Source organism: Pseudomonas sp. PI1 (assembly GCF_000812405.1).
GTDB classification, from domain to species: domain Bacteria; phylum Pseudomonadota; class Gammaproteobacteria; order Pseudomonadales; family Pseudomonadaceae; genus Pseudomonas; species Pseudomonas citronellolis.
The window spans coordinates 83,745-106,879 of sequence record NZ_JWMC01000060.1; the positions used below are offsets into that span (position 1 = coordinate 83,745).

The window sequence follows — 23,135 nt, forward strand, 5'->3', positions numbered from 1 at the left end:
AGGAGCGGAGGTCGACAAGGCCCGCCCGGAAACGAAAAAGCCGCTGCCTCTATATATAAAGGCAGCGGCTCGTTTCGAGCATCAGGGCCTCAGCGCAACGCCGGCCCCTGCCAGCCCATCCACAGCGCCAGGCGCTCGGCGACGCTGGCGCCGATCTTCTTGGCGAAGCGGTCGAACGGCGTTTCCTGCACGGTGTAGTCGACGATTTCCTTTTCCTTGATCACATCGCGCGCCACGTAGCTGGTGCTGCCCAGACCATCGATCAGGCCGAGCTGCAGCGCCTGCTCGCCGGACCAGATCAGCCCGGAGAACAGCTCGGGATGATCCTTGTCCTTCAGGCGATCGCCGCGCCCTTTCTTCACGCTGTCGATGAACTGCTTGTGGGTGGTGTCCAGCACGCCCTGCCAGAACTGCGTCTCTTCGGCCTTGGGCGGCTGGAAGGGATCGAGGAAGGCCTTGTGCTCGCCGGAGGTGTAGACGCGGCGATCGACGCCGAGCTTCTCCATGGTGCCGACGAAGCCGAAGGTGGCGGCGGTCACGCCGATGGAGCCGACCAGGCTGGCCTTGTCGGCGTAGATTTCATCGGCGGCGCTGGCGATGTAGTAGGCGCCGGACGCCCCCAGATCGCTGATCACCGCGTAGACCTTCACGTCCGGATGCAGGCCGCGCTGGCGCTTGATCTCGTCATATATATAGCCGGACTGCACAGGACTGCCGCCCGGGCTGTTGATGCGCAGGACGATGCCCTTGGTGCCGCTGTCCTCGAAGGCCGCCTTCAGCGCCCCGACGACATTGTCGGCGCTGGCCGGCTCGTCGTCGGCGATCATGCCCTTCACCTCGATCAGCGCGGTATGGCTGCCGCTGCGCGAGGCGGACTTGGACAGGCCGCTCAAGGGAGTGAACAGCGCCAGGGCGCCGAACAGGTAGACGAAGGTCAGCAGCTTGAAGAAGATGCCCCAGCGACGGGCCCGGCGCTGTTCCTGCACGCCCGCCAGCACAGCCTTCTCCAGCAGCTTCCAGCTCTTTGCGTCTTCCTTGCCGGGCTCCTCGGCCTTCCACTCATCCGACATGCTCGTTTACCTCGATCCGTAGGTCCTGCGCCCGGCCATCCAGCCAGGCGCGCAATTCGTTGAAATGCCCGATTTCCAGGCGCGGGCCGTACTCGCGCAGCACGGACAGCGGCTGCGCGCCGTAGGACACCGCCACCGAGTCCATGCCCGCCCGGCGCGCCATCTCCAGGTCGAAGGGCGCATCCCCGACCATCAGTGCGCGGCCCGGCTCGACCCGGCAATGCGCAAGGATTTCATGCAGCATGCGCGGGTCGGGCTTGCTCGCCGACTCGTCGGCGGCGCGGGTGATGTCGAAAAAGCCTTCCCAGCCCCGCCCCTTCAGCACCCGATCCAGGCCGCGGCGGCTCTTGCCGGTGGCGACCGCCAGACGGTAGCCGGACTGGCGGAAATGCTCCAGCGCATCGGCCACGCCGGGGAACAAAGGAGAAGGTTCGACCTCCAGCATCAGATAATGCTCAGCGTAATCGCCACGAAAGACTGTCAGCGCCGCCTCATCGTCGACTTCCGGGTACAGCGTCTGGATCGCCTCCGGCAGCCCCAGGCCGATGATGCCTTTTATGGCTTCGTCGCTGCGCCGCGGCAGGCCGGAACGCTCGGCCGCCACCCGCATCGACTCGACGATGCGGCCGACGGAGTCGACCAGAGTGCCGTCCCAGTCGAAGACCAGCAGCGCGTAATCAGGCATCCAGGCGCTCCAGGGTGCTGCGCCAGATGTCGTCCACCTCGGCCTCCAGCTCCAGGGTGGAGCCGTCGGGCATGGGCACGCGCAGCTGCGCGGAATGCAGGAACAGGCGCTTGCCGCCCAGTTCGCGGATCTCGCGGGAGAATTCGTCGTCGCCGTACTTGGCGTCGCCGGCGATGGAATGCCCGGCATGCTTGGCGTGCACGCGGATCTGGTGGGTGCGCCCGGTGATCGGCCGCGCCTCCACCAGGGTGGCGAAATCGCCGAAGCGGCGCAGCACCTTGAACTCGGTGAGCGCGTCCTTGCCTTCGACGTTGACCTCCACCATGCGCTCGCCGGAGCGCAGGTTGTTCTTCAGCAGCGGCGCGCGGATCTGCTTCTTCGCCGCCGGCCAACTGCCGCGCACCAGTGCATGGTAGCGCTTGTCCACCACATGCTCGTTGCGCAGCGCATCATGCAGGTGGCGCAGCATGCTGCGCTTCTTGGCGATCATCAGCAGGCCGGAAGTGTCGCGGTCCAGACGATGCACCAGTTCCAGGTCCTTGGCCTCCGGACGCAGCTGACGGAAAGCCTCGATCACGCCATAGCTGAGGCCGCTGCCGCCGTGCACGGCGATGCCGGCGGGCTTGTTGATCACGATCAGCGCCTTGTCTTCGTAGACGATGGCGGCCTCCAGGCGCTCGAGCAGCCCCTGGGCCAGCGGCGCCGGCTCGTCGCGCTCGGCCAGGCGCAGCGGCGGCACACGCACCACGTCCCCGGCCTGCAGCTTGTACTCGGGCTTGATCCGCCCCTTGTTCACCCGCACCTCGCCCTTGCGCAGGATGCGATAGATCAAGGTCTTGGGTACGCCTTTGAGCTGAGTTCTGAGGAAATTGTCGATGCGCTGGCCGGCATATTCCGGCGCGACTTCAAGCAGCTGGACGCCGGAAGTCGGAGGGGAGGAAGTCGTCATCCGCCCATCATAGCAATTTTTCATTCAATTGAAGCACTTAATCATTGCTGCTATATTCGGGAGGCCGCCAAAAGTGGCCGGGCCCGCGGATGTCAGCGAAATCGCCATCCCCGCTGCCTGCAAGCACATTGAACGGACGTGAGGCAGTCCTGCGAAGCGTTGCCGTGGCGGACCCATGAATCCCTCGCCGCAACGATTCGGAACCCGAGCCTTGAGACATGACGCACGGTTGCCTCGGTAGCCGTGAAAAGCCAACCCGCTCCCGGATTCTGCGAGCGGCACCCGCTTCTTCAATAGGAAACGTGCAGGGTGGAGATGCACAACTGTCGGACCGCGTAGCTGGCATAGCCTTGTTTCAGACGCACTCTTTCGTCCGCCTCCGACAGCTGATTCCTCCTCCTGTTGATTGCTTGTTCGCAGGACAAGCAGGAGACGTAGTCGCGACCCGGCCCGTTGCTGGCCGGACGTCGCTGGACACGGGAATGGTCCGCCGTTCCTGAGTACGCGCCTGAGCACCGACCGTGAGAGTCGTGGGTGCCGATTGCCGTTTCCGGTGGCCCCGGAAACCATTGGTACTACATGAAAAGAATGCTGATCAACGCAACTCAACCCGAAGAGTTGCGTGTAGCGCTGGTAGATGGCCAGCGTCTGTTCGACCTGGACATCGAGTCCGGCGCGCGTGAACAGAAGAAGGCCAACATCTACAAGGGCCGCATCACCCGCGTCGAGCCCAGCCTGGAAGCCGCCTTCGTCGACTTCGGCGCCGAGCGCCACGGCTTCCTCCCCCTCAAGGAAATTTCCCGCGAGTACTTCAAGAAGAACCCCGAAGGGCGCATCAACATCAAGGATGTGCTCAGCGAAGGCCAGGAAGTCATCGTCCAGGTCGAGAAGGAAGAACGCGGCAACAAGGGCGCGGCCCTGACCACCTTCATCAGCCTGGCCGGCCGCTACCTGGTGCTGATGCCGAACAACCCCCGCGCCGGCGGCATCTCCCGCCGCATCGAGGGCGAAGAGCGCAATGAACTGCGCGAAGCCCTGAACGGCCTCAACGCTCCCGCCGACATGGGCCTGATCGTCCGCACCGCGGGCCTGGGCCGTAGCTCCGAAGAGCTGCAGTGGGACCTGGACTACCTGCTGCAACTGTGGGGCGCCATCAAGGAAGCCTCCGGCGAGCGCGGCGCGCCCTTCCTGATCTACCAGGAAAGCAACGTCATCATCCGCGCCATCCGCGACTACCTGCGCCAGGACATCGGCGAGGTGCTGATCGACAGCATCGATGCCCAGGAAGAAGCCCTGAACTTCATCCGCCAGGTGATGCCGCAGTACGCCAGCAAGGTCAAGCTGTACCAGGACAGCGTTCCGCTGTTCAACCGCTTCCAGATCGAGAGCCAGATCGAGACCGCCTTCCAGCGCGAAGTGAAGCTGCCCTCCGGCGGCTCCATCGTCATCGACCCGACCGAGGCCCTGGTGTCCATCGACATCAACTCGGCGCGCGCCACCAAAGGCGGCGACATTGAGGAAACCGCCCTGCAGACCAACCTGGAAGCGGCCGAGGAAATCGCCCGCCAGCTGCGCCTGCGTGACATCGGCGGCCTGATCGTCATCGACTTCATCGACATGACCCCGGCGAAGAACCAGCGCGCCGTGGAAGAGCGCGTGCGCGAAGCCCTCGAGGCCGACCGCGCGCGCGTGCAGGTCGGGCGCATCTCGCGCTTCGGCCTGCTGGAGATGTCCCGCCAGCGCCTGCGTCCGTCCCTCGGCGAGACCAGCGGCATCGTCTGCCCGCGTTGCAACGGCCAGGGCATCATCCGCGACGTGGAATCCCTGTCGCTGGCCATCCTGCGCCTGATCGAGGAAGAAGCGCTGAAGGACCGCACCGCGGAAGTCCGCGCCCGCGTGCCCTTCCAGGTCGCCGCCTTCCTGCTCAACGAGAAGCGCAACGCCATCACCAAGATCGAGCTGCGCACCCGCGCGCGCATCTTCATCCTGCCGGACGAGCATCTGGAAACCCCGCACTTCGAAGTGCAGCGCCTGCGTGACGACAACCCGGACCTGCTGGTCGGCCACACCAGCTACGAGATGGCCCAGGTCGAGCACGAGGAAGTCCAGCCGGTCAGCGCCACCCGCACCCTGGTACGCCAGGAAGCCGCGGTGAAGACCGTCTCCCCGCAGACTCCCGCCCCGCAACAAGCCGAGCAGGCTGCCGCCGCGCCGCAACCGGTGGAAGCCGCCAAGCCGATGCCGCAGCCGAGCCTGTTCCAGGGCCTGGTCAAGTCGCTGGTGAGCCTGTTCGCCGGCAAGGAAGAAGAGGCCAAGCCGGCCGCCAGCGCGGAGAAACCCGCCAGCGAGCGCAGCTCGACGCCGGAGGAGCGCCGAAACGGCCGTCAGCAGAACCGTCGCCGTGATGGCGGCCGTCGCGACGACGAGCGCAAGCCCCGCGAGGAGCGTGGCGAGCGCAACGAGCGCCGTCGTGAAGAGCGCGCCGAGCGCCCGGCCCGCGAAGAACGCCAGCCCCGCGAAGAACGCGCCGAACGCCAGCCGCGCGAGGAGCGTCAACCGCGCGAAGAGCGTGCCGAGCGTCAGCCGCGCGAGGAACGCCAGCCGCGTGAAGAGCGCGCCGAGCGTCAGCCCCGCGAGGAACGTCAGCCGCGCGAAGAGCGTGCCGAGCGCCAGCCCCGCGAGGAGCGCCAACCGCGTGAAGAGCGTGCCGAGCGTCAACCCCGCGAGGAACGTCAGCCGCGTGAAGAGCGCGCCGAGCGCCAGCCCCGCGAGGAGCGCCAACCGCGTGAAGAACGTGCCGAGCGCCAGCCGGGTGAAGAGCGTCAGCCCCGTGAAGAACGCCAGCCGCGCGAAGAGCGTGGTGAGCGTCGCGAACGTGGCGAGCGCCAGCCCCGCGAGGAGCGCCAGGCCCGCGAAGCCGCGCTGGAAGCCGAAGAACTGCCGAACAACGAGGAACTGCTGGAGCAGGATGACCAGGAAGGCAGCGATGACGATCGTCCGCGCCGCCGTTCCCGTGGCCAGCGCCGCCGCAGCAACCGCCGCGAGCGTCAGCGCGAAGTCGGCGTGGAAGGCCCGGAGGCCGGTGAGCAGCAGCAAGGCAGCGAGTCGCCGTCCGCTCCGGCCCTGGCCGCAACCGGTGTCGCCGCGGTAGCCGTGGTCGCCGAGCAGGTCGTCGAAGCCGCCAGCGAGCAAACCGCCGAGCCGGCCGCTGCCGTCGAAGCCGGCGCCGACACCGTCGTGGTCACCGAGACCCACGAGGAAAGCGCCGGCGAGCAGATCGTCGAGTTCAGCCTGCAGCCGAGCGAATCCGCCCCGGCCGCCGCCGAATCGGTCGAGCAGCCTGCTGCGCAAGCCGTGGTCGAGGCCGCTCCGGTCGTCGAGACCGCTCACGTCGAACCCGAGGTGGTCGAAGCCCCGGTCGCCCAGGCCGAGCCTGCTGTTGCCGCGCCGAGCCAGGACGAAGCCCAGCCGGCAGCCAACGCCACCGGCCGCGCCCTGAACGACCCGCGCGAGCGTCGTCGCCTGCAGCGCGAAGCCGAGCGCCTGGCCCGTGAAGCCGCGGAAGCCGCCGCTGCCGCTCCGGCCGTAGTGGAAACCGCCGTGGTCGAACAGGCCGCCGAGGTGGAAGCCATCGCCGAGCAGCAAGTCGAGGCCGCGGAAGAAAACGTCGTGGAAGCGGCCCAGGAGACTGTCGAAGCGTCTGCCACCACCGAAGCCGCCGAAGCACCCGCTGCCGAAGCTGCCGAAGCTGCCGAAGCTGCCGAAGCTGCCGAAGCTGCCGAAGGCGAGCAGGCCATCCAGGCCGTCGAGGAGCAAGTCGAAGCCGACAAGGCCGAGCAGCACCGCGAAGAAGTGGAAAAGCACCACGGCTGATCGCCCCCGTGCTGAAAAAGGGGATGCCTAGGCATCCCCTTTTTTTATGGTTACTGGGTTGCGTGGGGTAGATCGCCATGCCTCACGACAACAACTGTAGGAGCGGGCCCTGCGCGCGATATCGCGCGCAGGGCGCGCTCCTACAGGGGAATGGAGTGGTGGGGCAGTGTAGGATCTCATCCGCGAATCGCGCCGGGATGTCCGGCTATCGCGGACAAGGTCCGCTCCTACACCCATACCGGTGGGCACGGCTCGCTCCTACGAAAAGCAGCACGGACAAAAAAAGGCGCTTGCCGTTGCCGGCAAGCGCCTTTTTCCAAGCCCGCACACCTCAGTAGAGGTTGGGCTCCATCTCCAGTTCCACGCCGAAGCGCTGCCGGATGTCCTCGCGGATGCGCTCGGCCAGTGCCTGGATCTGCGCCCCGCTGGCACCGCCGTAGTTGACCAGCACCAGCGCCTGCTGGGCATGCACGCCGGCGGCGCCGTCGCGGAAGCCCTTCCAGCCGGCTTTGTCGATCAGCCAGCCGGCAGCCAGCTTGACCTGGCCGTCGGCCTGGGGATAGGCCACCAGGTCCGGGTATTCGCCACGCAGGCGCTCTGCCACGGCGGCGGATACCAGCGGATTCTTGAAGAAGCTGCCGGCATTGCCCAGCACTGCCGGGTCGGGCAGCTTCTCGCGGCGGATGGCGCAGATCACCCGCGCCACGTCGGCGGGGCCAGGAGCGTCTATGCCCTCCTCCACCAGGCGCTGGCGCACCGGACCGTAGTCCAGATGCAGGCTGGCCCGGCGCGCAAGCTTCAGGCGCACGCGCAGGATCACCCAGCGCCCCGACTCGCGCTTGAACAGGCTTTCGCGGTAGGCGAAGGCGCAATCGTCCAGGTGGAATTCACGCAGGCCGCCGCTATGGCGGTCTAGCGCCACCAGGCTGTCGAACACGTCCTTCAGCTCCACGCCGTAGGCGCCGATGTTCTGCATGGGCGCGGCGCCGACGGTGCCGGGGATCAGGCTGAGGTTCTCCAGGCCGGCGAAGCCCTGCTCCAGGCTCCAACGCACCAGGTCGTCCCAGACCTCGCCGGCCTCGGCTTCGATACGCACCCGATCGCCGTCGTCTTCGAGGATGCGCACGCCACGGCTGGCCATGCGCAATACCAGGGCCTCGACGTCGCGGGTCAGCAGCAGGTTGCTGCCGCCGCCGAGCACCAGCAGCGGCAGGTCGTGTTCCACCGCCAGGGCAAGGCCCTGCATCACTTCCTGGTCGTCGCGGGCTTCGGCGAACAACTGCGCGCGCGCTTCGATGCCGAAGGTATTGAAGGCTTTCAGGGAAACGTCTTTCTGCAAAACCAGGCTCACAGGCGCCCCTTCACTTCCAGCAGCAGGGCGTCGCAGGCCAGCTCGATCAGGTCCAGCACCTGCTCGAAACCGGCCTCGCCGCCGTAATAGGGATCGGGCACCTCGTCCAGCGCGCCGGCGTAGCGGCGCAGGAACAGGTCCAGCTCAGCCGGGCCACTTCCCCGCAGGCGTTCGAGATGAGCCAGGTTGCTCAGGTCCATGGCCAGGATCAGGTCGAAGTCGGTGAAATCGGCAGCGCTCACCTGGCGCGCGCGCAGCGCCGACAGGTCATAGCCACGGCGCATGGCAGCGACGCGGGTGCGGGCGTCCGGTGCCTTGCCCACGTGCCAGTCGCCGGTGCCGGCGGAATCGACGGTCACCCGTGCCTCCAGCCCGGCCTCGCGCAGCTTGTGGCGGAACACGCCCTCGGCGGTGGGCGAACGGCAGATGTTGCCCAGGCAGACGAAGAGAACCCGCATCAGCCCCCCAGGATGCGCCTGACGCGCTCCAGGTCCTCGGCGGTGTCCACCCCGGCCTGCGGCGCCTCCAGAGCGTCGGCGACGTGGATGCGCACGCCGTGCCAAAGCGCCCGCAGCTGCTCCAGGCACTCGGTGTCTTCCAGCCAGCACGGGCCCCAGGCGACGAAGTCGCGGAGGAAGCGCGCGCGGTAGGCGTAGATGCCGATGTGGCGGCGGTAGGGCACGCCCTGGGGCAGGCCGTCCGACTCCTTGGCGAAGGCGTCGCGGGCCCAGGGCAGCGGCGCGCGGCTGAAGGTCAGCGCCAGGCCGTTGAGGTCGGTCACCACCTTCACCACGTTCGGGTTGAACAGCGCGGCCAGCTCGTGGATCGGCTCGGCCAGGGTGGCGATGCCGGCTTCCGGGTGGGCCGCCAGGTTGGCGGCCACCTGGTCGATGATGGCCGGCGGGATCAGCGGCTCGTCGCCCTGCACGTTGACCACGATGGCGTCGTCGGCCAGGCCCAGGGCATCGGCCACCTCGGCCAGGCGGTCGGTGCCGGAGTTGTGGTCGACGCGGGTCAGCAGCGCCTCGGCGCCGAAGACATTGGCCGCCTCGAGGATGTGCGCATCGTCGGTGGCGATCACCACGCGAGATGCGGCGCTCTTGCGCGCCTGCTCCCAGACGTGCTGGACCATGGGCTTGCCGCAGATGTCCTGCAGCGGCTTGCCGGGCAGGCGGGTGGAGGCGAAGCGGGCCGGGATGACGACGGTGAAGGCTTGGCTCATCGCTGCGTCTCGGTCACTTGTCCAGGCGTTCGTCGACGTTCAGGGTGCGGGCCTCGCCCTCGAGCATCACCGGGATGCCGTCGCGCACCGGGTAGGCCAGGCCGTCGGCTTTGCAGATCAGTTCGGACTTGTCGTCGGTGAGCTTCAGCGGCCCCTTGCACAGCGGGCAGGCGAGGATGTCGAGGAGTTTCGGGTCCATGGCGGAATCCTTGGAAAGCAATGGGTGGCGGCGCCACCCGTCAGCGCGCGATCAGACGCTCGAGCTGGGTGTCGAACCAGGCGACGAAGGCCGGGGATGGCTGCGCGTCGACCGCGAGGTACCACCAGTCGGCGGCGGCGAAGGCCCGGCATTTCACCGCATCCTTCTCGGTCATCAGCAAGGGCAGCGGCGGGCTGAATTGCAGCTGCTCGGCGCTGTAGGCCGCGTGGTCCGGGAAGGCGTGCGGAACAGGCCGCCAGTGTAGCGCCTCGAGCGTCGCGAAGAAACGCCGGGGGTTGCCGATGCCGGCCAGGGCGTGGACCTGCTGGCCCGGCGGGAAGTGCGTCAGGTCGCGGCGCTCGCCGCTGCGCAGGTTGACCAGTGCGCTCGGCCGCAGGACGAAGGAAAAGGCCCCGGCCGGATCGCTGCTGGCGCCGTTGTAGAGCACCGCGTCCACCGACTCCAGGCGCTCGGCCGGCTCGCGCAGGGGGCCGGCCGGCAGGCAGCGGCGGTTGCCCAGGCCGCGCGCGGCGTCGATCAGCACCAGCTCCAGGTCGCGGGCCAGGCGGTAGTGCTGCAGGCCGTCGTCGCAGAGGATCAGGTCCAGCGGCTCTTCGGCCAGCAGCGCGCGCACCGCGGCCGGGCGGTCCGGGTCGATGACCAGGGGCACGCCGCAGCGCTGGACGATCATCAGCGGCTCGTCGCCGGCCTGCGCCGCGCTCTGTTCGGCGCGCACCCGCCAGGGCAGGCTCGGCGGCTTGGCGCCGTAGCCGCGGCTGACCACGCCGACCTTGAGGCCGCGGGCGCGGCAGTGCTCGATCAGCCAGAGGATCATCGGCGTCTTGCCGGTGCCGCCGACGGTGACGTTGCCGACCACGATGACCGGCACCGGCGCGCGGTAGGCCTGGCGCCGGCCTTCCAGGTAGTCGGCGCGCTTGCGCAGGGCGATGCGCCGGTACAGCGCCTCCAGCGGGCGCAGCAGGCCGAGGGCCGGGTGGCCCTGGTACCAGGCCCGCAGCAGGCGCTCGGAAAACGCCATCAGGGCTTGGCCGCCGGCTGCGCCTCGACGGTGGTGATGCGCAGGTGGCTGAAGCCGAGCTTGCCGGCGGCGTCCATGGCGGTGACCACCGACTGATGGGTGGCCTTGCCGTCGGCGGTGATCACCAGCGGCAGGCTGCTGTCGCCGGCGGATTCCTTCTGCATCGCCGCCATCAGGGTGGCGATGTCGCCGTTGACCAGAGTCTGGCCGTTCAGCGCGTAGTGGCCGGCGGCGTCGATGTCCAGTTCCAGCGGCTTGATGTCGGTGGCTTCCGGCGGCGTGCCGCTGACCGCCTCGGGCAGCTCGACCTTCAGCTGCGTCGGCCGGCTGAAGGTGGTGGTGACCACGAAGAACAGCAGCAGGACGAAGATCACGTCGATCAGCGACGCCAGGTTGATGAACACGTCATCGCGGGCGGCGCTGCCGTTTCTGCGGCGGAATTTCACGCTTTGCCATCCTCGGAGAGGTCGACCTCGCGGTCGCCCTGGACCATTTCCACCAGCTTGATCGCTTCCTGCTCCATGGCCACCACCAGCTCATCGACGCGGCGCAGCAGGTAGCGATGGAAGAACACGGCCGGGATGGCCACGATCAGGCCGGAGGCGGTGGTCACCAGGGCCTTGGAGATGCCGCCGGCGAGCTGCGGGGCGTTGGCCATGCCGTCGCCCATGAAGGCGCTGAAGATCTGGATCATGCCGAACACGGTGCCCAGCAGGCCGAGCAGCGGAGCCATGGCGGCGATGGTGCCGAGGGCGTTGAGGTAGCGCTCCATCTCGTGGATCACCCGGCCGGCGGCTTCCTCGATGCACTCCTTCATGATCTCGCGGCCGTGCTTGGAGTTGACCAGGCCGGCGGCGAGCACCTCGCCCAGCGGGGAAGACGCCTTGAGCTCCTTGAGCGCCTGGCTGTTCAGCTTCTTGTCCTTGATCTGCTTCCACACCTGGCCCAGCAGCTGCGGCGGGGCGATGCGGCTGCGGCGCAGGGTCCAGAGTCGTTCGGCGACGATGGCGGTGGCGGCGATGGAGCTCAGAATGATCGGCAGCATCATCCAGCCGCCGGCTTTGACCAGTTCCCACACAGTGGCGAATCCCCTGAAAAAAAGTGGCGACACTCTAGCACAGGGCCCCTGCCCCGCCGACCGTCGCCGTTCTCATTTTTCCCTCCAGAATCCGGCATTTTCGCGCACGCCGCGCAGCGTTCCGCGCTGGCCCAGGAGCAGGCGCAGGGCGCCCTCCCGGGCCACATCGTGCACCTTCGTCCCCTGCTCGGCAAAGCGTTGCAGCACCTCGCTGGACGGATGGCCATGGGCGTTGTGCCGCGAGCGGGAAACCAGCGCCGCGCGGGGCGCCAGTTGCCTGACGAAGGCCGCGGAAGAGGCGCTGCGGCTGCCATGGTGGCCGGCCAGCAGCCAGTCGGCGCCAAGCCCAGGATGGCTGGCCAGCCAGGCGGCCTCGCCTGCGGCCGGCAGGTCGCCGGTGAGCAGCAGGCTCTCGCCGCCAGCCTCGACGTGCAGCACGCAGGAGCGACCGTTGCTGTCCGTCGCGCCGGGCCACTGCCAGGTGGAGAAGCGCACGCCGTCCAGCTGCCATGCCTCGTTGCCGCAGGGGCCGGCAGGCAGGCTGTCCGGCAAACGCCCGGGCTCGCCGCTGATGATCCGCGCTACCGGCACGGCCGCCGCCACCGAGCGGGCGCCGCCGGCGTGGTCGTTGTCGGCATGGCTGAGCAGCAGCACGTCCAGGCGTTCGACGCCCAGGCCACGAAGAGTCGGCAGCACCGCCACCTCGCCGAGGTCGAAATCGCCCCGGCGCGGTCCGGCGTCGTACAGCCAGGTGTGCTGGCGGGTGCGGATCAGCACGGACAGCCCCTGGCCCACGTCCAGCACCCGCACTTCGGCATGGCCATGGGGCGGCGTAGTGGAATGCGGCCAGAACATCGGCAACAGCAACGCCAGGCCCAGCGGGCGCAGCGGCAGCCCGGCCGGCGCCAGGCACAGCAGCGCGCCGAACAGGGCCAGGGCGATGCTCCAGGCCGGCGGTGCCATGGGATGCCAGGCCGGGGAATACAGCGACAGGCGCCCGAGCAGGCCCAGCAGCACGTCGAGCACGCCACCGGCCAGCCATAGCAGCCCCTCGCCCACCGCCGGCAGCCACAGCAGCAGGCTGCCGACCAGCGCCAGGGGCACCACCAGCAACTCGACACAGGGCACCGCGATCAGGTTCGCCAGCGCGCCGGCGGGACTCAGCGGCAGGCCCAGGGCCAGCAACACCGGTGCCAGCCCGAGGGCCATGAGCCACTGCGCGCGCCCCCAGGCCAGCCAGCCGGCCCCCCGCCCCAGGCGCCCGGCGAAGCCGTAGACGAGCAGCGCCACGGCGGCGAAGGACAGCCAGAAGCCGGGCGTCAGGCTGACCAATGGATCGACCAGCAGCACCACCAGCAGAGCGCCGAGCAGCGGCAGCCAGACGCCCTGGCGACGAAAGTGCAGGCGCCACAGCAGCACCATGCTGAGCATCAGGCAAGCGCGCAATGCCGGCACCTGCAGCCCGGCGATCCAGCCATAGCCCCAGGCGCCAGCCAGTGCGGCGGCACAGGCGCAGGGCAGCCAGGGCACGCGCGCCGGCCAGGCTCCCAGGCGCGCCAGACCCGCCACCAGGGCGTAGAGCAAGCCGCCCAGCAGGGAGATGTGCGAGCCGGAGATCACCATCAGGTGCAGGGTGCCGGTGTCCTGCAGCATGTCCCAGTCGTCCCGGCCCAGGCCGCTGCCGTCGCCGAGGACCAGGGCCACCAGGTAGGCGTTGCGTCCCCGGGCATCCACCGCCAGCAGCCGGTCCTTCCAGGCTTCGCGCCAAGCCATCGGTCCCGTGGCCTCGGCCAGGCGCCGGCCATCCTTGACGCTGCCGGTGGCGCCTATGCCGTCGGCCGCCAGCCAGGCTTCATAGTCGAAACCGAAGTCGTTGGCCAGGCCATGGGGGCGGCGCAGGGTGACCGCCAGGCGCCAGCGCTCCCCGGCCCGCACCTCCGGGCCGCCATACCAGGACACGCGGATGCGCCCGGGCAGGTCCAGGCGCGCCTGGACGTCCTCCAGCTCGAAGCGGACGATGCCATCCGCGCTAGCCGGCAGGCCGGCAACCTGCCCTTCCAGCCACAGCGTCCGCCCGTCCAGCTCGGGAGCCAGGCGCCCCTCCCACGAGTCATGGGCGAACAGGCAGGCCCAGGCGAAGCCGAGCAGGAAGAGCGCCACCGCGTGATGTCGCCGATACAGGCACAGCAGCGCCATTCCGACCAATGGCAGCAGGGCCGCCAAGGGTGGCAGCTGGGGCAGGAAACGCAGCAGCAACAGGCCGCAGGCCAGCGCCATCATCCCTGTGCGCACGGGTTGCCTCCCTGGCAGCGAAGTCCGGTGCACCGCGCCCGGTTACACATGGACATAGTTGGTGAACAGAAGCTGTCATCTAGCTAGGCATAATGGCCGGTGTTCGTCTGCCAGAGATTTCCCCATGCCGCGCCGACTTTTCCAGCGCTACATGCCGGACCCCGAGCTGATCAGGAACCACAAGTCCCTGCGCTGCTTCGGGTCCCTGCTGCACTCGCCCAACCTCTGGCACCTGAATCGAAGGTCGGTATCCCGCGCCATGGGCATGGGCCTGTTCGCCGCCTTCGTGCCCATTCCCCTGCAGATGCTGCTGGCCGCCACGCTGGCGGTGTGGGTGCGCGCCAACCTGCCGATCTCGGTGGGGCTGGTCTGGCTGACCAACCCCATCACCATGCCGCCGGTGTTCTATTGCACCTACAAGATGGGCGCCTGGGTCATGGGCGTGCCGGCGCGCACGCTACCGGAGAACCTCACCTGGGAATGGATCAGCGGCGAGCTGTCGCTGCTCTGGCAGCCGTTCCTGCTCGGTTCGATCATCTGCGGGCTGCTGGTGGGCCTGCTCGGCTACCTGGCCACCCAGGCCTACTGGCGCTGGTGGATAGGCCGCAGCTGGCGGCGGCGCCAGGCGTTGCGCAATCTGCGGCAGGGGTTGTGAGCCCCCCTGTCCGCGATAGCCGGGGGCATCGGCGCGGTTCGCGGATGAGATCCGCTCCTACGCTGCCCCACCCATGCCATTCCCCCGTAGGAGCGCGCCCTGCGCGCGAAATCGCGGGCAGGGCCCGCTCCTACAGGTCGCCGGGTGGCACGGGATTCCTCCCCGTAGGAGCGGAACTTTTCCGCGATAGCCGGACATTCCGGCGCGATTCGCGGATGAGATCCCCTACGCTGCCCCACCCACGCCATCCCCTGTAGGAGCGCGCCCTGCGCGCGATTTCGCGGGCAGGGCCCGCTCCTACAGAATGCCGGGTAGCAATTACAATTTGCCGGGAGGCATGGCATTCCCTCGTAGGAGCGGACCTTGTCCGCGATAGCCGGAGGTGTCGGCGCGGTTCGCGGATGAGATTCGCTCCTACGCTGCCCCACCCACGCCATCCCCCTGTAGGAGCGCGCCCTGCGCGCGATTTCGCGGGCAGGGCCCGCTCCTACAGGTCGCCGGGTGGCACGGCATTCCTCCCCGTAAGCGGACCTTGTCCGCGATAGCCGGAGGTATCGGCGCGGTTCGCGGATGAGATCCTACGCTGCCCCACCCACGTCATTCCCGTAGGATGGGTTGAGCGAAGCGATACCCATCACCATGGCCCGACGGGTTTCGCAAGCTCAACCCATCCTGCGAAAAGCAGATCGGCGCAGTCGGCAAGACAGCGCCCACGGAACGAAGAAGCCGCCCCTCGGGGCGGCTTCGTTCATTCGTAGCGCAGCGCTTCGGCCGGCTGCGTCCTGGCGGCGCGCCAGGCCGGGTACAGCGTGGCGAGGAAGCTCATCAGCAGGGCCGCGCAGCACACCAGCAGCACGTCCGTTACCTGCACGTCGGAGGGCAGGTAGTTGATGAAGTAGACGTCGGAACTGAACACATGGGTGCCCAGGGCCTTCTCCATCGCCGAGACGATGGCGGTGACGTTGAACGCCGCCAGCACGCCCAGGGTGCCGCCGACCAGGGTGCCGATCACCCCGATCACCGTGCCCTGGACCATGAAGATGGTCATGATCTGCCCCGGCGTGGCGCCCAGGGTGCGGAGGATGGCGATGTCGGTGCGCTTGTCGGCCACCACCATGATCAGCGTGGCGATGATGTTGAAGGCCGCCACCGCGACTATCAGCAGCAGCAGCAGACCGATCATGGTCTTCTCCATCTTCATGGCGCCGAACAGGCTGCCCTGGGTGTGCGTCCAGTCCACCGAACGGAAGCCCGGGCCCAGGTCGGCGGCGATGCGCTGGCCCACTTCCGGCGCCTGGAACAGGTCCTTCAGGGCGATGCGCACGCTCTGCACCTGGCCCGGCTCCCAGCGCAGCAGGTGCGCGGCGTCGTCGACGTGGACCAGCGCCAGGGTGCCGTCCAGCTCGGCGCCGACCTTGAACACCCCGACCACGTTCAACCGCTGCATGCGCGGCGTCACGCCGCCGGCGGCGGAGGTGGACTCGGGGACGATCAGCAGCAGGCTGTCGCCGACGTTGACGCGGAAGCGCCGCGCGGTGATTTGGCCGATCACCACCCCGGACTCGCCGGACTTCAGCGCGTCCAGGCTGCCCTGGACCATGTGCGAGCCGATGATCGAGACTTTCGGCTCCAGGGCCGGGTCGACGCCGTCCACCTCGATCGGCTGCATCATGCCCTTGAACGAGAGCATGCCGTCCAGCTCGGTGTAGGGCACCGCGCCGACCACCTCGCGCTGCTTCGAGGCCTCGGCGGCCACCGCCTGCCAGTCGGCCAGCGGCTTGCCGTCGGCGTTCTGCAGCACGGCGTGGGGCACCATGCCGAGGATGCGCGAGCGCATTTCCTTCTGGAAGCCGTTCATCACCGAGAGCACCACGATCATCGCCAGCACCCCGAGGGTCAGGCCGATCATCGAGGTCAGGGAGATGAAGGAGATGTAGTGGTTGCGCTTCTTGGCCCGGGTGTAGCGGGTGCCGACGAAGATCGATAAGGGTCTGAACATGGCGTCTGCGGCTCGATCAGGCAGCGATCAGGCGGCCGTCCTCCAGGCGCAGCACGCGGTCCATCTGCTGCGCCAGGTGCGGGTCGTGGGTTACCACCAGGAAGGCCGTCTGCAGCGACTGCGACAGTTCGAGCATCAGCTCCTGGATGGAATGCGCGGTGTGCTGGTCGAGGTTGCCGGTGGGTTCGTCGAGCAGCACCAGCTGCGGCTGGTTGACCAGGGCGCGGGCGATGGCCACGCGCTGGCGCTCGCCGCCGGACAGCTCCGACGGCTTGTGCTGCAAGCGCGGCTTCAGGCCCACCCGCTCCAGCAGCGCGGCGGCGCGCTCGCGGGCCTCGGGAATCGGCATGCGGCCGATCAGCAGCGGCATGCAGACGTTCTCCAGGGCGGTGAATTCCGGCAGCAGGTGGTGGAACTGGTAGACGAAGCCCAGCGCGCGGTTGCGCAGCAGGCCGCGCTGCTTCTCGTTGAGCGCCGACAGCTCCTCGCCGGCCAGCCAGACGCTGCCGCTGCTGGGGATGTCGAGGCCGCCGAGCATGTTCAGCAGGGTGCTCTTGCCGGAGCCGGAGCTACCGACGATGGCCACGCGCTCGCCGGGGAACAGCTCCAGTTGCACGTCGACCAGCACCTCGACCGACTGCGGGCCCTCCTCGTAGCTCTTGCGCAGGTTGCGGCAGCTCAGGACGGTCTTGTCACTCATAACGCAGGGCCTCCGCGGGCTGGGTGCGCGCGGCACGCCAGGCCGGATACAGGGTGGCGAAGAAACTCAGGATCAGCGCGGCGGCGCACACCAGGATCACGTCCTCGCGCATCAGCTGCGAGGGCAGGTAATCGATGAAGTAGACGTCCGAGCTGAGGAACTTGTGGCCGATCAGCTTCTCCAGCAGGGCGATGGCGTCGCTCACCTTGAGCGCCGCGAGCACGCCGAGCACGCCGCCGATCAGGGTGCCGATCACGCCGATCACGCTGCCCTGGACCATGAAGATGGCCATGATCTGCCCCGGCGTGGCGCCCAGGGTGCGGAGGATGGCGATGTCCGACTTCTTGTCGGTGACCACCATCACCAGCGTGGAAATGATATTGAAGGCGGCCACCGCGACTATCAGCAGCAGCAACAGGCCGATCATGGATTTCTCCATCTGGATGGCCTGGTAGAGGTTGCCGTGGGTGCGCGTCCAGTCGCGGGCGTAGAAGTCGTTGCCCTTCAGCGTCTGGGCAATTTCCCAGGCGGTGCGCGGCGCCTGGAACAGGTCGTCGAGCTTCAGGCGCAGGCCCTGGACCTCGCCGTCCTTGAAGCGCTGCATGCGCGCGGCGTCCTCGACGTTGGCCAGGGCCACGTAGCCGTCCAGCTCGCCGGCGCCGACGTGGAAGATGCCGGCCACGGTGAAGCGCTTCATGCGCGGGAAGATGCCGGCGGGGGTCACCGAGACCTCGGGGGCGACGAAGGTGACCTTGTCGCCGACCTTCACCCCCAGGTTGGCCGCGGCCTTGTCGCCGATGATGATGCCGAACTCGCCGGGCTTGAGGCTGGCCAGGCTGCCCTGCCTGAAGAAGTCGCCGATGATCGAGACCTTGCCTTCCTCGGCCGGGTCCACGGCGTTGATGAGAATCTTCTGCACCACGCCGTTGTTGCTCAGCAGGCCCTGCATCTGGATGAAGGGCGCCACTTCCAGCACGTTGGGGTGCTGCGCCTTGATCTGCGTGGCCAGGCCGCGCCAGTCGTCGATCGGCTGGTAGGCCTCGACGGTGGCGTGCGGCACCATGCCCAGCACCCGGGTGCGCATCTCGTGGTCGAAGCCGTTCATCACCGAGAGCACCACGATCATCACCATGACGCCGAGCGCCAGGCCGATCATGGAAGTCAGGGAGATGAAGGAAACGAAGTGGCTGCGGCGCTTGGCGCGGGTGTAGCGCGTCCCGATATAGACGGAAAGAGGTCTGAACATGTGGGGCCGTTGTCAGGGGATTGGGGCGTCGGTCCGGCCGGCGTCCGCTACCGCGCAAGGGTTTGCGGAGGCCGTTGTGGCGAGCTACGGCGGGCGGCTTTACACTCAGACCATCACTGCCGCCGTGGGTTCGCCATGTCCACTCCAGACGCGGATGACCGCCGCGAATACTACCGTATCGAGGATCACCTCGCACTGGAATTTCGCCCTCTTGCGGAGGACGCGGAGCAGGTGGCGCAAGCGTTACAGGATGATTCGCCGCTGTTCAACCTGCTCGGCGACCTGCATCTGCTGGAAGTGGAGGCGCAGCACCTGCTGCGGCAGATCGCCGAGCGCGACCGCCCCCTGGCCAGCTACCTGAAGCTGCTCGACAAGCGCCTGGACCTGGTGGCCGGCGCCCTCGCCCGCGGGCTGCTGGAGCAGGTCGGCCCGGCGCAGCCGGTGGTCCTCTCCGAGGGCGGCATCGCCTTCATCGCCCCCGAGCCCTTCCACCCCGGGCAGTTGCTGGCGCTGAAGCTGGTGCTGCTGCCCCAGGCCCTGGGCCTGAGCCTGCGCGCGCGGGTCACCCACTGCGAGTCACGCGGGCTGGGCGAGTACGAGATCGGCACCCTGTTCGAGAACCTCGAGGAGCCGCAGCGCCAGCTGCTGGCCCGGCACATCCTGCAGAAACAGGCGGCCGAACGGCGCCAGGCGAAGGACCGCGACGACCCATGAAGGCCCTGCACATCCCCTTCCTGCTGCTGTGCCTGGGCATGGCCCTGCCGGCCGCGGCCGACACCCTGGAAATCCCCGTCGGCGCCCAGGGCGACGCCAGCATCGCTCTGCCCGCCCGCGGCGAGAGCCGGCGCGCCGTGCTGGAGCGCTTCGGCCTGCCCGACGAGGAGCACCCGGCCGTGGGCAGCCCGCCGATCACCCGCTGGGACTACCGCGAATTCAGCGTCTATTTCGAATACGATCACGTGGTCGACGCGGTTCGCGCGCATCGCCCGCAGAACCCGATCCTTCCCTCTCCCAAGGAGCCCCAGTGACTCTCATCTATGGCCATCGCGGCGCTAAAGGCGAAGCGCCGGAAAACACCCTGCCCAGCTTCCAGCGCTGCCTGGAACACGGCGTGACGCGTTGCGAACTGGACCTGCACCTGTCCCGCGACGGCGAACTGATGGTGATCCACGACCCGACGCTCAAGCGCACCACCGGGCGCCGCGGCAAGGTGTCCGAGCAACTGGCCGAGGACCTGGTCACCTACGACGCGCGCCAGGGCGGCCCGGGCTGGGTGCGCCCCTGCCCCATCCCGCGGCTGGCCGAGCTGTTCGAGCGCTGCGAGTTCGAGCATTGGCAGCTGGAAGTGAAGAGCGCTTCGCGCGAGCGCGCGGCGCGCACCGTGCAGGCCATCCACCAGTTGGTCGGGCGCTTCGGCCTGCGCGAGCGCATCACCGTCACGTCCAGTTCACGCACCGTGCTGCGCGCGCTGCAGCAGCTGACGCCGGACCTGTCCCGCGGGCTGGTGGCCGAATACGCCTGGCTCGATCCGCTGAAGGTGGCGGCGAACTATGGCTGCGAGATATTGGCGCTGAACTGGACGCTGTGCACCCCCGAGCGGCTGCTCAAGGCGCAGAAGCAGGGGCTGCACGTGTCGGTGTGGACGGTCAACGAACCGGCGCTGATGCGCCGGCTCGCCGACTTCGGCGTGGACAGCCTGATTACAGACTTTCCCGGTTTGGCCACTGCCACGCTCGGGAATCGCTGAGCGGGTCGCCCCCGGCCGGCTCAGGCCGCCGGTCGGGGTATTTCAGAAAAGCCGGTTGAGGCCGTCGAATGCCGCTACGCGGTAGGCTTCGGCCATGGTCGGGTAGTTGAAGGTGGTGTTGACGAAGTACTTCAGGGTGTTCAGCTCGCCCGGCTGGTTCATGATCGCCTGGCCGATGTGGACGATCTCCGAAGCCTGGTCGCCGAAACAGTGCACACCGAGGATTTCCAGGGTCTCGCGGTGGAAGAGGATCTTCAGCATGCCCACCGGCTCGTTGGAGATCTGCGCGCGGGCCATGCCCTTGAAGAACGCCTTGCCCACTTCGTAGGGAATCTTCGCCGCGGTCAGCTCGTGCTCGTTCTTGCCGATGGAGCTGATCTCCGGAATGGTGTAGATGCCGGTGGGCACGTCGTTGACGAAGCGCCAGGTGTCCTGCTCGACGATGTTGCCGGCGGCCGAGCGGCCCTGGTCGTAGGCGGCGCTGGCCAGGCTCGGCCAGCCGATCACGTCGCCGGCGGCATAGATGTTCGACACCGAGGTGCGGTAGTTCTCGTCCACCTCGATCTGGCCGCGGCTGTTGACCTTGATGCCGACGTTCTCCAGGCCCAGGCGGTCGGTGTTGCCGGTACGGCCGTTGCACCACAGCAGGGCGTCAGCCTTGATCTTCTTGCCCGACTTCAGGTGCAGGATCACGCCGTTGTCCAGGCCCTCGACGCGCTCGTACTCCTCGTTGTGGCGCACCAGCACGTTGTTGTTGCGCAGGTGGTAGCTCAGGGCGTCGGAGATTTCGTCGTCGAGGAAGCTCAGCAGTTGGTCGCGGGTGTCGATCAGGTCGACCATCACGCCCAGGCCGCTGAAGATCGAGGCGTACTCGCAGCCGATAACGCCGGCTCCGTAGATGATCAGGCGGCGCGGGGTGTGGCTCAGCGAGAGGATGGTGTCGCTGTCGTAGACCCGCGGGTGGTTGAAGTTGATGTCCGCCGGGCGGTAGGGGCGCGAGCCGGTGGCGATGACGAACTGGTCGGCGACCAGGCGCTCCACGGCGCCGCTGGGAGTGACCACCTCGACGGTGCGCTCATCGACGAAGCTGGCGGTGCCGTTGAACATGTCGATGCGGTTGCGCGCGTAGTAGCCGGTGCGCGAGGAGACCTGCTTGTTGATCACCTTCTCGGCGCTTTTCAGCACGTCGGGGAAGGAGAACCAGCGCGGCTCGCCGATCTGGCGGAACATCGGGTTGGTGTTGAACTCGATGATCTGCTTCACCGAGTGACGCAGCGCCTTGGACGGGATGGTGCCCAGGTGCGTGCAGTTGCCGCCGACCACGCGACGGCTGTCCACCACCGCCAGCTTGCGCCCGTACTTGGAGGCGTTCATCGCCGCCCCCTCGCCCGCCGGGCCCGTGCCGAGAATCACCACGTCGTAGTTGTAGACAGCCATGCGTACTCCTTCAGAACAGGCCGGGGCGCCCCTGTGGCGCTTCCGGCAAAGTCCCGGCACGCCTGGCGCCGGGAGCGATCGAATCGATGTTGGCAGCTTAGCCGCGTGACAAATTGCTGCACATTAGCGCTTGGTCGTGCGGTAGGCGAATTTTGCCATCACTACATTTGGTGCGGCTTTCATGGCCGCGCCGGATCGGGGAAGAGCTCGGCGAAGCGCGTACTGGCGCGCATGGCGAAGCCCTGCCCCTGGTGCACGACGAACCAGGCGGCCAGCCCGTGCTGCTCGGCGTAGCGGTAGCCCTCGTCCGGGCCCAGCACCATGAGCAGGGTCGACAAGCCGTCGGCGTGCAGCGTCGAGCGGTCGACCACGGTCACCGCCGCCAGCCTGTGCCGCACCGGCGTGCCGGTGCGCGCGTCGAAGGTGTGCGAGTAGCGCTGCCCACCTTCCTCGAAATAGTTGCGGTAGTCGCCCGAGGTCGAGACCCCGTAGCCGTCCACCGCCAGCGAGCGCGCCACGCTGCGCTCGCGTTCGCCGCTGGGCACCTCCAGCGCCACCCGCCAGGGCGAGCCGTCGGGCTTGTGGCCCACGGCCTTGAGTTCGCCGGTGATCTCCACCAGGTAATTCTTCACGCCCAGCTCGGCCAGGCGCTGGCTGACGCGGTCCACCGCGTAGCCGGCGACGATGCTGTCGAAGTCCAGCTGCGCCGCCACGTCCTTGCACACCAGGCTGCCGTCCACCCGCAGGTGGCGGTAGCCGACGCGTGCCCGCTCGCGCTCCAGCGCCTCGGGCGCCGGCACCAGCTCACCGCGGGACTGCGGACCGAAGCCCCAGAGGTTCATCAGCGGCTCGACGGTGAGGTCGAAGGCGCCGGCGCTGGCCTCGGACAGCTCGTTGCCGTAGCGCAGCAGCTCCACCAGCTCGGTCGGCATGGCCTGGCAGGCGCCGGCCGGCAGGGCGTTGAAGCGCGAGACCTCGGAGTCGTCGCGGTAGGTGGAGAACTGCCGGTCGAGTTCGCCGAGAATGCCCTCGACCTCCGCCTGCAGGCGCTGCGGCGCGGGGCTCTGCGCCGTCGGCAGGTACTGCACGGAATAGCTGCTGCCCATGGTCGGGCCGCCGAAGCGCTCGACACGCTCGCCGCAACCGGCCAACGCCAACAGCCCCAAGCACAGCCAGATGCCTCGCAACGCGCCACCTCCATTCCCCTGCCCCGGCACGGGCGGCGCACATTCTACCGGAAACGGCGGGGCTTACTGTTGCCCAGGCGGTAAAGGTTCGTTGACCACGTCAGCATATTGACCAAAGCCCTCTCATACAGAAACAAGAACCCGCAGGCGGCGGACGTTGAGCAGGGTGGTTTCATCGGAAATACGCTCCTGGCTCAGGCCGGAAAGCTGGACGACCATCTTCCACCCGGGGTAGTCCAGTTCGATCAAGGCAATCAACGTTTCCCTGGATTTATCTGCCAGAGATGGCGTCCTGCGCGTAGGCAGGGGCCTCGATCGGCGTGGGATGTTTTGCTGATTTCAGGAGTGGCTAGGCGTTAACGTTCTTCGCCTGCCGCCATCGCTTGACTGGGGCCTCCACTGTTCA

22 protein-coding genes are annotated in these 23,135 nt (G+C 68.0%); 5 read left to right on the plus strand and 17 right to left on the minus strand.

Features of this window, described 5'->3' with window-relative positions:
• Positions 1–89: 89 nt before the first annotated feature.
• The 3 genes from sppA to rluC are packed head-to-tail and all read right to left on the minus strand — an operon-like array spanning position 90 to position 2,704.
• Entirely contained in the window at positions 90–1,070 is a 981-nt protein-coding gene (gene sppA / locus RN02_RS19925; RefSeq protein ID WP_009621418.1) for a signal peptide peptidase SppA, read from the minus strand.
• Entirely contained in the window at positions 1,060–1,755 is a 696-nt protein-coding gene (locus RN02_RS19930) for an HAD-IIIA family hydrolase (protein WP_009621416.1), read from the minus strand. Before RN02_RS19930 ends, sppA begins: the two co-directional genes overlap by 11 nt.
• Positions 1,748–2,704: a 23S rRNA pseudouridine(955/2504/2580) synthase RluC gene (gene rluC / locus RN02_RS19935; protein WP_009621414.1), complete on the minus strand. Its 957-nt coding sequence runs from the start codon at positions 2,702–2,704 to the stop codon at positions 1,748–1,750. The genes RN02_RS19930 and rluC overlap by 8 nt, the downstream gene beginning before the upstream one ends.
• Before the next feature lie 579 nt (positions 2,705–3,283).
• On the opposite strand from rluC, the gene rne reads away from it, so the two are divergent.
• A complete protein-coding gene (gene rne, locus RN02_RS19940; RefSeq protein WP_043316165.1) occupies positions 3,284–6,577 on the plus strand; it encodes a ribonuclease E in 3,294 nt (1,097 codons plus the stop codon).
• A 331-nt stretch (positions 6,578–6,908) separates the two neighbouring features.
• Here the strand turns inward: rne and murB are convergent, their stop codons facing one another.
• From murB to RN02_RS19980, 8 genes are all read right to left on the minus strand, one after another.
• Positions 6,909–7,928 carry a UDP-N-acetylmuramate dehydrogenase gene (gene murB, locus RN02_RS19945; protein WP_043316167.1) on the minus strand — a complete coding sequence of 340 codons (1,020 nt, stop codon included), beginning with the start codon at positions 7,926–7,928 and terminating at the stop codon, positions 6,909–6,911.
• Positions 7,925–8,386: a low molecular weight protein-tyrosine-phosphatase gene (locus RN02_RS19950; RefSeq protein WP_043316169.1), complete on the minus strand. Its 462-nt coding sequence runs from the start codon at positions 8,384–8,386 to the stop codon at positions 7,925–7,927. The genes murB and RN02_RS19950 overlap by 4 nt, the downstream gene beginning before the upstream one ends.
• Positions 8,386–9,150, minus strand: coding sequence for a 3-deoxy-manno-octulosonate cytidylyltransferase (gene kdsB, locus RN02_RS19955; RefSeq protein WP_043316171.1), 765 nt, complete (start codon positions 9,148–9,150; stop codon positions 8,386–8,388). The genes RN02_RS19950 and kdsB overlap by 1 nt, the downstream gene beginning before the upstream one ends.
• 13 nt (positions 9,151–9,163) lie before the next feature.
• Positions 9,164–9,349 (minus strand): Trm112 family protein, encoded by a 186-nt coding sequence (locus RN02_RS19960; RefSeq protein ID WP_009621404.1) that lies wholly within the window; start codon positions 9,347–9,349, stop codon positions 9,164–9,166.
• A gap of 40 nt (positions 9,350–9,389) precedes the next feature.
• Positions 9,390–10,388 (minus strand): tetraacyldisaccharide 4'-kinase, encoded by a 999-nt coding sequence (lpxK, locus tag RN02_RS19965; RefSeq protein WP_043316174.1) that lies wholly within the window; start codon positions 10,386–10,388, stop codon positions 9,390–9,392.
• Entirely contained in the window at positions 10,388–10,834 is a 447-nt protein-coding gene (locus RN02_RS19970) for an ExbD/TolR family protein (protein ID WP_009621400.1), read from the minus strand. Before RN02_RS19970 ends, lpxK begins: the two co-directional genes overlap by 1 nt.
• Positions 10,831–11,466, minus strand: a complete 636-nt coding sequence (locus RN02_RS19975; RefSeq protein WP_009621398.1) for a MotA/TolQ/ExbB proton channel family protein — start codon at positions 11,464–11,466, stop codon at positions 10,831–10,833. Before RN02_RS19975 ends, RN02_RS19970 begins: the two co-directional genes overlap by 4 nt.
• A gap of 72 nt (positions 11,467–11,538) precedes the next feature.
• Entirely contained in the window at positions 11,539–13,746 is a 2,208-nt protein-coding gene (locus tag RN02_RS19980) for a DNA internalization-related competence protein ComEC/Rec2 (RefSeq protein ID WP_177331067.1), read from the minus strand.
• Between the two features lie 136 nt (positions 13,747–13,882).
• On the opposite strand from RN02_RS19980, the gene RN02_RS19985 reads away from it, so the two are divergent.
• Positions 13,883–14,413, plus strand: coding sequence for a DUF2062 domain-containing protein (locus RN02_RS19985; protein WP_043316177.1), 531 nt, complete (start codon positions 13,883–13,885; stop codon positions 14,411–14,413).
• Between the two features lie 748 nt (positions 14,414–15,161).
• On the opposite strand, the gene RN02_RS19990 is transcribed toward RN02_RS19985, so the two are convergent.
• Genes RN02_RS19990 through RN02_RS20000 form a run of 3 tightly spaced genes read right to left on the minus strand, consistent with a single transcriptional unit; the run spans position 15,162 to position 18,358 of the window.
• On the minus strand, positions 15,162–16,412 hold the full coding sequence (locus tag RN02_RS19990) for a lipoprotein-releasing ABC transporter permease subunit (protein WP_009621392.1): 1,251 nt from the start codon (positions 16,410–16,412) through the stop codon (positions 15,162–15,164).
• A gap of 16 nt (positions 16,413–16,428) precedes the next feature.
• On the minus strand, positions 16,429–17,112 hold the full coding sequence (lolD, locus tag RN02_RS19995) for a lipoprotein-releasing ABC transporter ATP-binding protein LolD (RefSeq protein WP_009621390.1): 684 nt from the start codon (positions 17,110–17,112) through the stop codon (positions 16,429–16,431).
• Entirely contained in the window at positions 17,105–18,358 is a 1,254-nt protein-coding gene (locus RN02_RS20000) for a lipoprotein-releasing ABC transporter permease subunit (RefSeq protein WP_009621388.1), read from the minus strand. The genes lolD and RN02_RS20000 overlap by 8 nt, the downstream gene beginning before the upstream one ends.
• Before the next feature lie 135 nt (positions 18,359–18,493).
• Between RN02_RS20000 and RN02_RS20005 the strand changes: the two genes are divergently transcribed.
• From RN02_RS20005 to RN02_RS20015, 3 genes are read left to right on the plus strand one after another with little or no spacing between them, the layout of a single operon-like run.
• Positions 18,494–19,072, plus strand: a complete 579-nt coding sequence (locus RN02_RS20005) for a PilZ domain-containing protein (RefSeq protein ID WP_043316179.1) — start codon at positions 18,494–18,496, stop codon at positions 19,070–19,072.
• Positions 19,069–19,386 carry a hypothetical protein gene (locus RN02_RS20010; protein WP_009621384.1) on the plus strand — a complete coding sequence of 106 codons (318 nt, stop codon included), beginning with the start codon at positions 19,069–19,071 and terminating at the stop codon, positions 19,384–19,386. Before RN02_RS20005 ends, RN02_RS20010 begins: the two co-directional genes overlap by 4 nt.
• Entirely contained in the window at positions 19,383–20,105 is a 723-nt protein-coding gene (locus tag RN02_RS20015) for a glycerophosphodiester phosphodiesterase (RefSeq protein ID WP_043316180.1), read from the plus strand. Before RN02_RS20010 ends, RN02_RS20015 begins: the two co-directional genes overlap by 4 nt.
• A 42-nt stretch (positions 20,106–20,147) precedes the next feature.
• Here the strand turns inward: RN02_RS20015 and sthA are convergent, their stop codons facing one another.
• The 3 genes from sthA to RN02_RS34475 form a co-directional block, all read right to left on the minus strand.
• The gene (gene sthA / locus RN02_RS20020; RefSeq protein ID WP_043267287.1) at positions 20,148–21,542 is read right to left on the minus strand and encodes a Si-specific NAD(P)(+) transhydrogenase; all 1,395 of its coding nucleotides are present in this window, start codon (positions 21,540–21,542) and stop codon (positions 20,148–20,150) included.
• 179 nt (positions 21,543–21,721) lie between these two features.
• Positions 21,722–22,729 carry an FAD:protein FMN transferase gene (locus RN02_RS20025; protein WP_082033838.1) on the minus strand — a complete coding sequence of 336 codons (1,008 nt, stop codon included), beginning with the start codon at positions 22,727–22,729 and terminating at the stop codon, positions 21,722–21,724.
• 123 nt (positions 22,730–22,852) lie between these two features.
• Entirely contained in the window at positions 22,853–22,978 is a 126-nt protein-coding gene (locus RN02_RS34475; RefSeq protein WP_257724420.1) for a hypothetical protein, read from the minus strand.
• Positions 22,979–23,135: the final 157 nt, after the last annotated feature.